The sequence below is a fragment of the Runella sp. R5_40 genome (assembly GCF_057652295.1).
The window spans coordinates 1-13044 of the sequence record NZ_JBYFCH010000014.1; the positions used below are offsets into that span (position 1 = coordinate 1).

Consider the following 13044-nt stretch of genomic DNA (forward strand, 5'->3'; position numbering starts at 1 on the left):
GGAAGCCCACTCTGGTACTGTTTGTTAAAAATACTCAATCTTGAAATTTTACCATAGTACAAACCTAAAGGGCGGCCCCGTTGTGCTTTAGTACTTAAATCATTCTTTTCAACTGAAATTTGGCAAAATGAATGACTCCTTTGCGGCGAACTAGCATCGCAATTTCTTTGCCCTCCCCTTTTTGAAGAAGTTTGTATATTTCACTGATAATCAAATCATCGGCTGATTTGTTATTAATAAACAGAAGTTCGTCGCCTTCCTGCAAGCCCGCGTCCCAAGCAGGCGAATCTTCAACCACTTTATCAATAATATAATCCTTAAAATCTTGGCCTTTGGCGCGAAACTCAATCCCACTCATATCGTGTTCAAAGGTTTCTTTCAAACGACGTTTAACAGGTTTGAGGACAATATACCGATCAGCGTAATTGAACGTCACTTTAAAACGTCTTAAAAGCTCACAACCAATATTGCCTTGACGTTCGTTTCGACTAGCAAATTTCATCCCAAACGATAAACTATCAGGAAACGATGCCAAAACATTGTCTAGTTCGTATTTGCCAAAACGTACTTTATCGATTCGGCCGAGGTTGCCATTAATGACGCCGTTTAATCCCCTACCAAGCTGCGCCCGAAGTACTTTTTCTGGAAGTCTAACTTGGTTATCAGCGTGTTTGTCAATCAACAACGCATGGCCAGCACCCGTATCAATCACCACCCGAATGGGGAGTTCTTGCCCATTGTCCACCAGCGCAATCACGTCGGCATAGGGCTTGGTATCTTCCACCACAATCGGGTAACGATCACCGTGGCGACTGCGGTATTTATAACTTTCAGGTTTGTTCAGCAACAATTCCTTGTTCACAAAATCAATTGTGACTACAAAGTTGTTAAACACTTCGTAGCCAAAAATTCCATCAATCGGAATCCCTACGTATTCCGACAGCCGAAGCACATCTTGTTCAAGAACAACGATATTTTGGTACGTTGCTTTCATTTTCCCCATTTCGAGGGTATTACCGATGGCCACCGAAGCCGTCAATGACTCCCCTTCTCCAGCCCCAGTTAGAACCACTTTTCGGGTAAATTTCAGTTTTTCTCTTTTTAGTGAATTAGGATTCGTAATAATCACTGAGCTTACGCCCGTATCGAGAATAAAGTGAAGGGTATCTGAACCGTTGATGTGAACTGGTACAACGATTAGATTAGCGTGCATTTCAAAAGGGATGCGGGTAAACTTCATATTACCCTGCAAGAAGAAGCCAAATTTGTCTTCTTTTTTTTGGCCTCGCTGGGCCAAAAGTGAAAGTGGCAAACAACAGGCTATTGCGAAAGATAAAAACCACCGTCTCATTGTCGTGCCGAAAAAAGGTAGGCTGTTAGTAAAGTTATGCTATTTTCTTAGAAAAACAAAAAATATACTACAAAAAGTGCCGTTTTGAATCAATTTATTCTTCTTAACTTCGCATCGAGTTTAATTGTTTTAGAAGGTTTGAGGCGGATTCTTTGGCAATTTCGGCTAAGCTCGATGTAATATTGCTAAATACACCCAAAAATCGAAATAAAATTACTCCCAAAAACTTTTAAAAATCACCCATCCAATGAGAAAAAAAATTGTAGCTGGTAACTGGAAAATGAACAAATCGCTTGAAGAAGCGTTGAGCCTTACGTCGGAAGTAGTAAATATGGTACGGGACGAGGTTCGTGGCGACGTTGAAGTCGTTTTGTGTACACCTTACATTTACTTGCCAGTTTTGCAGAAATATGTACAAGAAGTAGATCGCATTTCCCTCGGAGCCCAAAACTGCCACCACAAGGCATCTGGGGCTTTCACAGGCGAAATTTCAGCTTCAATGCTTTCAGCGATTGAGGTTCCATACGTCATTATCGGTCACAGCGAACGTCGTCAGTACTTTGGAGAAACGGATGCGTTAATAGCAGAAAAAGTAAAAATTGCGTTGGAAAACGGCTTGAAGCCCATCTTCTGCTGCGGCGAATTGTTGGAACAGCGTCAGAACGAGGATTTTATTGCCATCGTAAAAGACCAAATCACGGCAGCGTTGTTTGATTTGTCAGCTGAAGATTTTGGAAAAGTTGTCATCGCGTACGAACCTGTATGGGCCATTGGTACGGGCTTGACAGCCTCTTCTGCCCAAGCACAGGAAATGCACGCCGCACTGCGCGCGCACGTTGCTGAGAAATTTGGTGCTCAAGTAGCAGACGACACAACCATTTTGTACGGTGGAAGCTGCAACGAAAAAAATGCGGATGAACTTTTTGCTTGTCCCGACGTTGACGGTGGTTTGATTGGTGGTGCTTCTCTTAAATCAAGAGAGTTCACAAACATCATCAAATCGCGCATGTAATTCGTTTCGATAACATTCAAAACGCAACGGAGAAACCGAGATGCAACCTGTAGCTCCGTTTCTCCGTCTTTTTTTACAGGTATGAAAAAATTAACTCTTTACGCCTTAGGGCTATTGGCTTTTGTAAGCTGTCAGCGCCCCGCAAGTCGTTCGATTTCGGGAGCTAGTATTGTCAAAGAAGGCTTTATTGACTGCTTTCAAGCGGGACTACAAGCCTCAGGCCGTGAGCTTTGGTGCGAAGCTTCTGCTGTTTTGTACGATGGCCAAAACCTCACTCTTGCCAACGACAAAGACATGCCAAACAACGACGCTGCGGTGTTTTATTGGGCTTATTCTGAAACCGATATGTTTGCCAATAAACCAACCTATTTGACCCAAAACTTACTCAAAACTAGCCAGAAATACGAAGATTTTGCCCTTGCTCCGAATCGTTCTTTGGCCTTTTTAAGCACAGGTTTTGATCGTGTCAAAGAAGGAAGCAACGAATGGGATGGCTATAATGCGCTTCTCTATTGGAAAGTTGGTGCCGACCCAAAAAACATTCAGCCCAAAGCTGCGCACTTGGTGGCGGGCGAAAAATTCTCCATGAGCCTTCGTAGTGCGTTGTCCAAAGCCCTCCGCTCCACCGATTTTCCTGACGGAATGCCTTATTTTAAAGTGGAAGGATTCGCAGCTACGCACGATAAGTTATATTTTGGAATCCGTGAAGAAGGAAAAAAATACGATGATTTTAAGTACAAAGCCAAAGTACTTACTGTCTCCTATCGCTTCGCCAATGATTCTTTGATGGTTTCCAATAATTTTGAAACATTGGCTGACATTGATATTGCCAGTTTAGAACCCAGTTTACCAAAGCCTTTGGCGCTTTCGTGCATCGAGTACGATGCCAAACGCCAGCTATTTTGGGTACTTACTTCGATGGAAAGTGAAACACAGGGAAATAGCGCTTATTTATGGTGGGCAACCGAAGCCGACCTGAAGGCCAATAAACTCACCTTGGTCAAAGACCGTTCGACAGGGCAGCCGTTGAAGTTTACCCACAAAGCAGAAGACCTCACGCCTGTTGGGTCAAACACGTTGTTTGTCATTCACGACGATGACCGCAATCGCAGCAAAATTGGCGATCAAACCCGCCAACCTCATCAAGCAGCCTATTCAATTGTGGCGTTTTAATGGGTTTACTCCTCAAAAATTAAAGTTCATCCTCCAAAAGAGTGGCTTAATCTGAAAGCGGTAGGGTTCGCCCCTACCGCTTTTTATTTTTGTATCATCAAAAACAAATTACAATTGTCACCTCTAAACCTAATTAACAATCATGGAAACTGAAAAAGACCCCATTCTCTGGAAAATGGCCCACCAACGGGCAGGATTTAAAAGCCATTTATTCACCTACCTCGTCGTCATCGCTGGTTTATGGGTACTTTGGGGAACAGGAATTATATTTCGTAGCGGCTCAAAATACCCTTGGCCCATTTGGCCAACTTTTGGCTGGGGAATTGGACTTCTGTCCCATTTTGCAGGGATATATATTTTTAAAGAAAATCAATTAGTTGAGCGCGAATATCAAAAACTCCTTAAAAATCAATCGCGTCTCTAATCTTTAAACCCAACGGCTTACCAAGCTTTTTCGATTAAAAACTTGGTAAGCCGTTGGCATAAAGCATGGGTAAATGGACTAAGTTTAGTAATTTCGTTTTTTCAAAACGATTCGCGTCGCTGCTCCATGCTCCAACACTGGTCTAAATCTAAGTATCGTCAACTACGGAAGTTCTACCATTTTCTTCACCGTAAACGATTCTTTTCACTTTCAGTATCACTTGCCGACATCGTTACGATTCTGGTTGAAAAAATCCTTTTGTACAACATCGACCAACGCGCTACGGCTGTTGCTTATAATTTTACGCTGGCGGTTTTTCCCGCCACGCTTTTTCTATTTACCCTCATTCCGTACATACCCATTGAAAACATGGAGGTACAAATCATGGGATTTATGCGCGATGCCATGCCAGAGCCCCTCTATGAATTTGCCGCCACCACAATTTATGACATCATCAGCCGAAAACAAGGAGGTATTTTGTCGTTTGGTTTTATTTTAGCGCTTATTACCGCCACCAATGGCATGGGCGCCCTCATGACCGCCTTTAACACCGCCGACCAAGCCTCTGAAAATCGCGGCTATTTTAAAACCAAAGGCATTGCAATCATGCTGACGATTATGCTGTCTTTTGTGCTTTTTTTGGCGGTTTTAATCATCATTGTCGGCGGCTTTTTGGTCGATTGGCTTCACGACACCATTTTTCTCCGCGACAGCTTTACCGTTTTTTTATTAGACGTGGTGCGTTATGGTGTCATGTTTGCAACTTTTACGTTGGCAGTGGCTATTATCTACCGTTTTGCCCCCAAAATCAACCACGGCTGGCGTTTTTTCAACCTTGGCGCAATCATCTCCTCTTTCTTGCTCATAGCATCCACCTACGGGTTTTCGTTTTATTTATCCCATTTTGGTAGTTACAATAAGCTCTATGGCTCCATCGGAACCATCATTGCACTGATGATTTGGTTTTACCTCGTTGCTTTGCTATTGATTTTTGGTTTTGAATTAAATTTGAGCATTTGGCGGGCCAAATACGAAACATCTACGCCTCCGTCGAAGCTTACGAAGGGTACAAAAAAATAAATGCCGTACGCAGCGCGTGTCGGCATTTATGCACTACCCTAACCCATAAATATTGAAAGATGTTTTTCTACATCTTGATAAATACATAGAGAAAATCATGCCAAAGTTTTTCTTTATGTTGAATAAAATTTCTTCACTTTTAGCTCAAAAGCATTCAATCCCCTGTTTTTCAGAACACTTATCCTGCTTACTATTTTTTCAAAAAAAATTATTAGGCATTTTTCGCGGCGTTTTTTATGTCGAATAGATACACATGCCGTTACCGTTTACTAAGAAGTAAGTATATCCTGAATAGAATTTGTAAATTTTAGATTACTTTTACTAATCAAATAAATGCCCTTTTACGCAAAGAAATAGTCTCAACGCCTCCTTATGAATCCAGAAGTGTCTGTCATCTGTACTTGCTACAACCATGCGCCGTTTATTTACGAGTGCCTGCAATCGGTAGCCAATCAAACGTATGACAATATTCAATTGATTGTAATTGATAATGCCAGTACGGATAATTCAAGACGGGTAATTTTACAATTTATTGATCAGTACCCCAACACCATTTTTATCCGCAATGTCGACAATATTGGGCTGTGCAAAGCCTTTAATCAAGGACTGGGTGAAGCCAAAGGGAAGTACGTCATCGACTTGGCCGCTGATGACGTCATGCCTCCTCAACGCATCGCACAGCAGGTCAAAGCGTTTGAGGGACTTCCCAAAGACTATGCCGTTGTTTTTTCAAATGCTTCATACATAGACACTTCAGGAAAACTTATTGGCTACCATTATGCCTTAGGTAACGATGGAAAAGCCCAAGGAGTAGTTCCAACGGGAAATGTTTACAAAGAAATATTGCGGCGCTATTTCATCTGTACTCCTTCTATCATGATGCGAAAATCCGTATTGATGAAACTCGGTGGGTACGACGAAACGCTGAGTTACGAAGATTTTGATTTTTTTGTTCGCTCGGCCCACGATTATAAATACCATTACATTGATGAAGTGTTAATGAGCAAGCGCGTTCTCGATGGGTCGATGGCTTCGCAGTTTTATCTGGTTGGAAACGACATGTTGAAATCCAGTTGGGCAGTTTGCAACAAAGCCTACGACCTCAGCCGTTCTCAAGAAGAATATGACTTATTAGCCGAAAGGATACGCCAATTCATCAAAAAGTGCTTCGTAGCAGAAGATGCCCAGCAAGCCACCGAATTTCGTAAGCTTCTCAATTACATCGAAGACCCTGGCTGGGAAACCGAATTGCTCGTTTTTTTATGCCGCCTCCACCTCCCAGTCAATTGGCTTTATCAATTTTACGCCAAGTGGCAAAGCAACCGAAAACGATCATTGATGCAGCAAGGCGTTCCGTTTGTACAGCTCGACTCTTAAAGTTCGTTGAATGACTTTCGTTATTTGTGTTCTCCAAATAAAATGATACGTTTGTAAAACAAAGCTTTTTCATTTATTTCGGAAACCAACTGAGTTGTCGAATGCCTGCAGAGTTCCTTAAAATACACCCCCAGAATCCCGAACCACGCAAAATTCAGCAGGTAATCCGCTGTCTTCAAGATGGTGGTTTGGTGATTTATCCTACCGATACGGTCTATGCCTTAGGTTGCGATATTCACAATGCTCGCGCCGTCGAGCGCATTGCACGCATCAAAGGCATCAAGCCCCAAAAAAATGATTTTTCTTTCATTTGCCACGACCTAAGCCACATTGCGGATTATGCCAAAGTGAGCAATTCGGCTTTTAAAGTCATGAAACGTATTCTGCCAGGGCCATTTACCTTTATCCTCTTGGCTGGTAGTCGCGTTCCAAAAGTATTGGCAAACCGCAAAACAGTGGGAATTCGGATACCCAACCACCCCATTCCACTTCAAATTGTCCACGAATTGGGCAATCCCATCATTACTACGTCTATCAAAGACGATGATGATTTTATGGAGTACCCTACCGACCCCGAAATCATGTTCGAGCGTTTTCAACACCAAGTGGATATTGTAATCGACGGCGGCTTTGGAGGGCTTATCGCTTCAACCATTATTGACGCCACCACCGACGATTTTGAGGTCATTCGCGAAGGAGCGGGAGAATTTATTTATTAGCATGAAAGTCATCAAAAACCTGTATTTTTCTCCGCTTTTCTGGGCACTACTGATTGTTTTGGTAGCGGCTTTTTTGGTCTCTTACCTTTTCATCGGGCTATTTGGTTTGGTAAAGTTGGCGGCAGCGGTAGCTTTGGTGGTGACCCTTGTGGATGCTTTGCTGCTGTTTCGGGCCGAAAAAGGTATTTTTGCCCGTCGTGATGTTGCAGATCGGCTTTCCAATGGCGACCCCAACCCCATCACTCTTCACCTTGAGAACCGTTATTCGTTCCGTATTAATCTTGACATCATCGACGAAATTCCTTTCCAATTTCAACGACGTGATGTGTTGTTTCAAACGAGTTTGGCGCCCAACGAAACCCAACAGCTTCGGTATGAACTCCGTCCCACCAAACGCGGTGAATATAGTTTCGGGGCTGTCAATGTTTTTGTTAAAAGTCCGCTTGGTTTGTTAAAACGGCGTTACCAATTTTCACAAGACAAAATGGTGGCTGTGTATCCTTCGTATTTACAAATGCGGCAATACGAACTTTTGGCCATTTCCAACCGACTCACCGACATTGGCATCAAACGTCAACGGCGGTTGGGACATAGTATGGAGTTTGAACAAATTCGCCCCTACGTTCAGGGTGATGACATCAGAACGGTCAACTGGAAAGCCACCGCCCGTCGCAACGAGCTGATGGTAAACGCCTTCCAAGACGAACGCTCGCAAGCAGTGTATTGCCTGATTGACAAAGGAAGGGTGATGAAATCGCCGTTTGAGGGTTTAACACTGTTAGATTACGCCATCAACGCGTCGCTTGTATTGAGCAACATTGCCTTATTGAAGCAAGACAAAGCGGGAATTTTTACCTTTTCAGAAGTGATTGGGCAAGTTCTTCCCGCCGACCGCCGAACGGGACAAATGCAAAAGATTTTGGAAGTATTGTACAAACAAAAAACGCGGTATTTGGAAAGCGACTACGAAACGCTTTATAGCCACGTCAAAAACCAAATTCGCCAACGTAGTTTGCTTTTATTATTCACCAATTTTGAAACTGTCAATGCCCTGCATCGTCAGTTGCCTTATCTACGACAATTAGCAAAGAACCACCTGCTTATAGTGGTATTCTTTGAAAATACCGAAACGGCTCAATTGCTAAAAACGCCCGCCGAAACAACCGAAACGATTTATCTGAAGACCATTGCCGAGCGGTTTTATTACGAAAAACGCCGTATCGTCAAGGAACTTGAACAATACGGCATTCAGTCGATTTTGACGGCACCACAGGACTTAAATGCGAATACCGTCAACAAATATTTGGAGTTAAAATCACGCGGGATGGTCTGATTTGCTACCAGCCAATTCCGTAATCTTCACCGTGGTTGCTTGAGCCTCCCCAAAAGCTACCGTGTTCCCAATCAAAATAAATGGCGTTGATGGGACCACTGGTTCGTTCTTGGTAGTTGATTTTATACCCCATTCGCCCAAGGTCTTTTCGTGTCCAAGAAGGCATGGCTTCGTTGAGAGTTAAACCACCGTTGATGCGTTCGTGGTTACCAAAAGTCGAATACATCTGAAACGTTTTAAAACTTGGCGCCTCGCACGACTCCTGCACGGTCATGTCAAACTCCACCATATTGAGGAAAAACTGGAGCAATAACTGATCTTGTTCATCTCCTGCTTGTTTGGCAAAGGACAAGAAAGGCTTGCCATTTTTTAGGGCAAGGCTAGGGGTAAGTGTCACCCGAGGACGTTTTCCGGGCTCAACCACGTTGAAAGGATTCTCTTTCGGGTCAAGCACAAACGACTGCATTCGTTGGCTCATTCCGATACCCGTATTTCCTGCAATACACGCAGGTACCCATCCACCACTAGGCGTCATCGAAACCACCCAACCTTCGGCATCTGCGGCCTCTACCGAGGTCGTTCCTGCCGTGAAACTTTCCTGGAATTTCTCGTCCAACGTTGCATTGTTTTTAGGAGCCGTTAAGCTTGCACTTCCCCAATTTTTGAGCAAATCTAGGTAAGGATTTGCTTTGCCCTCAAACGGATACGGGTCGCCTGGGCCAATTTTGGGGTCGTTCATATTGGGGTTTATCAACTTGCTACGCTCTTTGGCATATTCCTTAGAAAGTAGCCCTTTCATGGGCTCTTCGGGGCCAAACGCAGGGTCTCCGTAGTAAAAATCACGGTCGGCAAAGGCCAAATTCATGGCTTGGTACAGCGTATGCACGTAGCGAGTGGAGTTGTAACCCATGCTTTTGAGGTCGAAGTTTTCCAAGATGTTCAACGTTTGAAGCATGGCAGGGCCTTGCGTCCACTGTTGGAGTTTATATACTTCAATTCCTTTGTAAGTAGTCATCATAGGCTCTTCGATTTTGACCTTCCAATTGGCCAAATCTTGTTCCGTAATCAAGCCTCCTTGCTCTTGGCAGCCCCGAGCAATTTCTTTGGCAATTTCCCCACGATAAAAAAGATCATTAGCGGCGTAAATTGCCTCTTTTCGAGATTTTCCTTTTGCCAACGCTTGCTGTTCGGCATTTACCAATTTTTTGAGCGTTTCGAGCAAATCTTTTTGCACAAAAATCTCTCCTGCATCGGGCGCTTCGCGTTTGGCACCCAAATGCGGCAAAAATACCTTTTTGGAATACGGCCACTGTTTGATAAGGTCTTTTTTCCCTTCGATTGAATTGGCCGTTTGGGCTTCAATAGGATATCCTTCTGCCAATTGCATGGCAGGTGCAAGTACTTCTTTGAGCGACATGGTTCCGTATTCGGCCAAAATGGTCATCAATCCGCCAGGCGTTCCTGGTGTCATGGCTGCCAAAGGCCCGTACTCAGGAGGATACTTCATGCCTTTGTTTTTGAAGAAATCGGCAGTGGCTCCCGTTGGTGCTACCCCCAAGGCATTAATGGCAATGACTTTTTTGGTTTTGGGATTGTAAATAAGGGCTTGCGTTTCACCGCCCCAGCTGAGTACATCCCACATGGTGCAGGTAGCTGCCAACATACCACAAGCTGCGTCCACGGCATTTCCTCCTTTGGTAAAAATCATTGCTCCTGCCGTGGCAGCCAAAGGTTTACCCGTAATAGCCATCCAGTGCTTTCCGTGCAAGGGTGGTTTTTGGGTAACAACAGGCAGGTTATTGAACGACTGAGCATGGGTTTGTGCCCAAATCGCCACCAGTAAAAAAGTAAAAGGTAAAAGTTTTGTCCACTTCATCGGTTTTCGGTTAGGTTAGATGATGATTTACTAAAATTAATGTACCAAATACGGCGAGCTTGCGGCATCACCAAGGTTCATAGAAGGCGGAATGTGCTGCGGTAAGGCTTCAAAACGATACCCAAGACTGGAAAAATGCTCTAGCATTCTAGGAAGTACGTAACTCATATTACGCCACGCTTTTAGGCTATCGTGCAACACCACAATCGAGCCTGCTTTGGTATATTTCAACGTTTTTTCAAGGCAACGCTCAGGGCTAAGGTATTTTTCAAAATCGCCCGTTAGTACATCCCACATCACTACATGATAATTATTAAGGAGAGGCCGCGCTTGGCTCAGCTTTATCCGCCCGTAAGGTGGACGGAAAAGGGACGTATCTACGGGTAAGATGTCACTACACTGCTTTACGTTTTCGAGGTAAGTCTCATCCTCCGTATTCCAACCTTTCAGATGATTAAAGGTATGATTTCCGACGCTATGTCCTTTGGCAAGCAAGCTGGCAAACAACTCAGGGTATTTACGAACGTTATCGCCAATGCAGAAAAACGTGGCTTTTGCCAAATAAATGTCCAGTTGCTCCAGCACCCACTCAGTTACGTCAGGAATAGGGCCATCGTCGAATGTCAAATAAATCACGGGTTCTTCCGTTGGAATTTCCCAAACGAAAGGTGAATAAAATGACTTCAAGATTCGGGGCGACTTATGGACAAACAATGGAATCATAGCTGTTGATGATGTTAGTTAAGACCCGTTAATGATTGTAAAACTTTGGTTAAATTCTGCGAAATTTGCAGCTTTAAAGCTGCGAAAATCAGGGGGTAAAATCACTATTGCGGAGGCAATTTAACGCAAATTTCGCCCTTTCCAAACATAGCCTTTTCGTTGAGCCGCCAGTCCAAAAAACAGAACGTATATTGGATAAAAAAGTTGCACTATGGGAATGTAGCAATCCCAAGATTTTCTCCCCAAAAATCTGATAATCAAACGTAAAAACAAAAATTCAGGCACATATTTTAACAATAGAATTGTACAAAACTCAAAAGACATTACATTTTCGTAGAATGGTGCTATTAACAAAATCAACGTCATCAAATTGACTAAAAATACCCAAATCGCAACCAGCATCGTGGCAAGGCGTTTATTGACTGCCCATTTGCTGGCCCAACGAATGCGTTGATGGTAAAAACCTTGCCAAGAATCTTGCGCGTGAGTTGAGACAACAGCAGCCTCATTTTTTAGGAAATAAAGCTTTTCCACGCCAAAATGTTTTGAAATTTTTTGAAGTAAAAACTCATCATCGCCCGACGCAATTTGCTCTACCCCTGCAAATCCTCCTACAGCTTCAAAGGCGGCACGTTCATACGCCAAATTTGCCCCGTTGCACATGGTTGGGTGACCCGCTTCGAGCAGACAAGCCCCCGTGCCAATCAGGCTGGAAAATTCGATGGTTTGAGCCACCTCTCCCATCCATTCTACGACACTGGTAGGCGTTGTTTTCAAGAACGTTACGGGGCCGCTTATTAATTTCGCTCCCGTTTCTAGGTACGTTTGGGCGAACATTTCCAACCACCTTTCTCCTACCCTACAGTCTCCGTCGGTGGTGATAATCAATTGTCCACTCGCTCGTTTGAGTGCTTCCGTAATGGCCCTTTTTTTAGGTGAACTTACGGGAGCATTGACCAATGACACGAGCTGTAAATTCAACATTTTGTTTTGAATAAATTCATTCACAATCTCCGCCGTTTTGTCCGTGGAAGCGTCATCCATCACCCACACTTCAAAATGCTGACTGGCTAATGTTTGTCGCTCAAGGTCATTCAATAATACGCCAATGTGAGCGGCTTCGTTGCGCACTGGAATGATGACCGAAATTTTAAAATCAGGAGGCACGTCCAAGTGATTCAATGGCCGCTTGGGAATACGTAACCATTGCCAACACAACCATAGACAAGCCACGGCATAGCCCCCAATCACCCCGCCAAACACGTACAACATAGCTTATACTTTCAGGGCGGTTTCGTGTTTGATTTCGCTCATCACAAAGATGCTGTGGGTATTGCCGATACTGTCTAAAGCCCCCAGCTTTTCCATCAAAAAGCGCTGATATTCAGGCATATCATTCACCACTACTTTCAACATAAAATCATATTCTCCCGAAATGTTATAACACTCCATCACTTCTTCAAAAGTCATCACGGCCGACACAAACTTTTCGCCGTTGGCACGGCTATGTTCTTTGAGAGAAACGTTGCAGAACGCAATGAGGTTACGGCCTATTTTTTCTCGATTGACGAGCGCCACGTACTTTTTGATGATTCCTTCTTTTTCCAATTTCCTCACGCGCTCATAGACAGGCGTATAGGAAAGATTGAGTTGAGCGGCCAATTCTTTGGTCGTTAAGAGTGCATTTTGTTGCAGATAACGCAGAAGGCCACGGTCGGTTGTGTCTAGTTTAAGCATTGTTGTATTTTACACTGAAATTGAGGTTAGACATTTTATCTATTTTTTGCAGACTGATTTCTACAAATGCGGGTATTTTATAGGTATTAAAGGCTCAAAAGTATAAAATAAATCTATTTTCAAAGATTAATTGACAATAATCGTCTAATCACAGAAAAATTCTTTCTGAATTACGTTAATTTTGTACAATCCTAAGATGTCTATCTTTTCCGAGCATACGCCTCCTTCAAAGTGAACGT

At 43.5% G+C, this 13044-nt stretch carries 12 protein-coding genes; 7 read left to right on the forward strand and 5 right to left on the reverse strand.

The genetic code is table 11. The features are described 5' to 3' along the window. Positions 1-94: 94 nt before the first annotated feature. Positions 95-1351 carry an aspartyl protease family protein gene (locus AC23N5_RS20665; protein ID WP_183979433.1) on the reverse strand — a complete coding sequence of 419 codons (1257 nt, stop codon included), beginning with the start codon at positions 1349-1351 and terminating at the stop codon, positions 95-97. A 247-nt stretch (positions 1352-1598) separates the two neighbouring features. Between AC23N5_RS20665 and tpiA the strand changes: the two genes are divergently transcribed. The 7 genes from tpiA (at position 1599) to AC23N5_RS20700 (ending at position 8469) form a co-directional block, all read left to right on the forward strand. Next, positions 1599-2363 carry a triose-phosphate isomerase gene (gene tpiA / locus AC23N5_RS20670; protein WP_487757071.1) on the forward strand — a complete coding sequence of 255 codons (765 nt, stop codon included), beginning with the start codon at positions 1599-1601 and terminating at the stop codon, positions 2361-2363. Positions 2364-2444: 81 nt separating this feature from the next. Next, positions 2445-3536 carry a hypothetical protein gene (locus AC23N5_RS20675; RefSeq protein WP_487757072.1) on the forward strand — a complete coding sequence of 364 codons (1092 nt, stop codon included), beginning with the start codon at positions 2445-2447 and terminating at the stop codon, positions 3534-3536. A 142-nt stretch (positions 3537-3678) separates the two neighbouring features. Beyond that, on the forward strand, positions 3679-3960 hold the full coding sequence (locus tag AC23N5_RS20680) for a 2TM domain-containing protein (protein WP_122930852.1): 282 nt from the start codon (positions 3679-3681) through the stop codon (positions 3958-3960). Positions 3961-4002: 42 nt separating this feature from the next. Next, positions 4003-5040 (forward strand): YihY/virulence factor BrkB family protein, encoded by a 1038-nt coding sequence (locus AC23N5_RS20685; RefSeq protein ID WP_487757073.1) that lies wholly within the window; start codon positions 4003-4005, stop codon positions 5038-5040. A 372-nt stretch (positions 5041-5412) separates the two neighbouring features. Then, complete coding sequence (locus AC23N5_RS20690; RefSeq protein WP_183979441.1) at positions 5413-6417, forward strand: glycosyltransferase family 2 protein; 1005 nt, start codon at positions 5413-5415, stop codon at positions 6415-6417. Between the two features lie 101 nt (positions 6418-6518). Beyond that, positions 6519-7136 (forward strand): L-threonylcarbamoyladenylate synthase, encoded by a 618-nt coding sequence (locus AC23N5_RS20695; RefSeq protein ID WP_487757074.1) that lies wholly within the window; start codon positions 6519-6521, stop codon positions 7134-7136. A gap of 1 nt (position 7137) precedes the next feature. Further along, on the forward strand, positions 7138-8469 hold the full coding sequence (locus AC23N5_RS20700) for a DUF58 domain-containing protein (protein WP_487757075.1): 1332 nt from the start codon (positions 7138-7140) through the stop codon (positions 8467-8469). Between the two features lie 4 nt (positions 8470-8473). Here the strand turns inward: AC23N5_RS20700 and AC23N5_RS20705 are convergent, their stop codons facing one another. The 4 genes from AC23N5_RS20705 to AC23N5_RS20720 form a co-directional block, all read right to left on the reverse strand. Then, on the reverse strand, positions 8474-10345 hold the full coding sequence (locus AC23N5_RS20705; protein ID WP_487757076.1) for a gamma-glutamyltransferase family protein: 1872 nt from the start codon (positions 10343-10345) through the stop codon (positions 8474-8476). Between the two features lie 36 nt (positions 10346-10381). Further along, a complete protein-coding gene (locus tag AC23N5_RS20710) occupies positions 10382-11068 on the reverse strand; it encodes a polysaccharide deacetylase family protein (RefSeq protein ID WP_487757077.1) in 687 nt (228 codons plus the stop codon). Between the two features lie 120 nt (positions 11069-11188). Beyond that, positions 11189-12340, reverse strand: coding sequence for a glycosyltransferase (locus AC23N5_RS20715; protein ID WP_487757078.1), 1152 nt, complete (start codon positions 12338-12340; stop codon positions 11189-11191). Positions 12341-12343: 3 nt separating this feature from the next. Next, on the reverse strand, positions 12344-12805 hold the full coding sequence (locus AC23N5_RS20720) for an Lrp/AsnC family transcriptional regulator (protein WP_122930858.1): 462 nt from the start codon (positions 12803-12805) through the stop codon (positions 12344-12346). Positions 12806-13044 lie beyond the last annotated feature (239 nt).

What these genes read in the sequence shown, in the direction of transcription:
- AC23N5_RS20705 (WP_487757076.1), bottom strand. Translation starts at nt 10,345, where the DNA reads ATGAAGTGGACAAAACTTTTACCTTTTACTTTTTTACTGGTGGCGATT.
- AC23N5_RS20715 (WP_487757078.1), bottom strand. Translation starts at nt 12,340, where the DNA reads ATGTTGTACGTGTTTGGCGGGGTGATTGGGGGCTATGCCGTGGCTTGT.
- AC23N5_RS20680 (WP_122930852.1), top strand. Translation starts at nt 3,679, where the DNA reads ATGGAAACTGAAAAAGACCCCATTCTCTGGAAAATGGCCCACCAACGG.
- tpiA (WP_487757071.1), top strand. Translation starts at nt 1,599, where the DNA reads ATGAGAAAAAAAATTGTAGCTGGTAACTGGAAAATGAACAAATCGCTT.
- AC23N5_RS20700 (WP_487757075.1), top strand. Translation starts at nt 7,138, where the DNA reads ATGAAAGTCATCAAAAACCTGTATTTTTCTCCGCTTTTCTGGGCACTA.
- AC23N5_RS20690 (WP_183979441.1), top strand. Translation starts at nt 5,413, where the DNA reads ATGAATCCAGAAGTGTCTGTCATCTGTACTTGCTACAACCATGCGCCG.
- AC23N5_RS20720 (WP_122930858.1), bottom strand. Translation starts at nt 12,805, where the DNA reads ATGCTTAAACTAGACACAACCGACCGTGGCCTTCTGCGTTATCTGCAA.
- AC23N5_RS20675 (WP_487757072.1), top strand. Translation starts at nt 2,445, where the DNA reads ATGAAAAAATTAACTCTTTACGCCTTAGGGCTATTGGCTTTTGTAAGC.
- AC23N5_RS20710 (WP_487757077.1), bottom strand. Translation starts at nt 11,068, where the DNA reads ATGATTCCATTGTTTGTCCATAAGTCGCCCCGAATCTTGAAGTCATTT.
- AC23N5_RS20665 (WP_183979433.1), bottom strand. Translation starts at nt 1,351, where the DNA reads ATGAGACGGTGGTTTTTATCTTTCGCAATAGCCTGTTGTTTGCCACTT.
- AC23N5_RS20695 (WP_487757074.1), top strand. Translation starts at nt 6,519, where the DNA reads ATGCCTGCAGAGTTCCTTAAAATACACCCCCAGAATCCCGAACCACGC.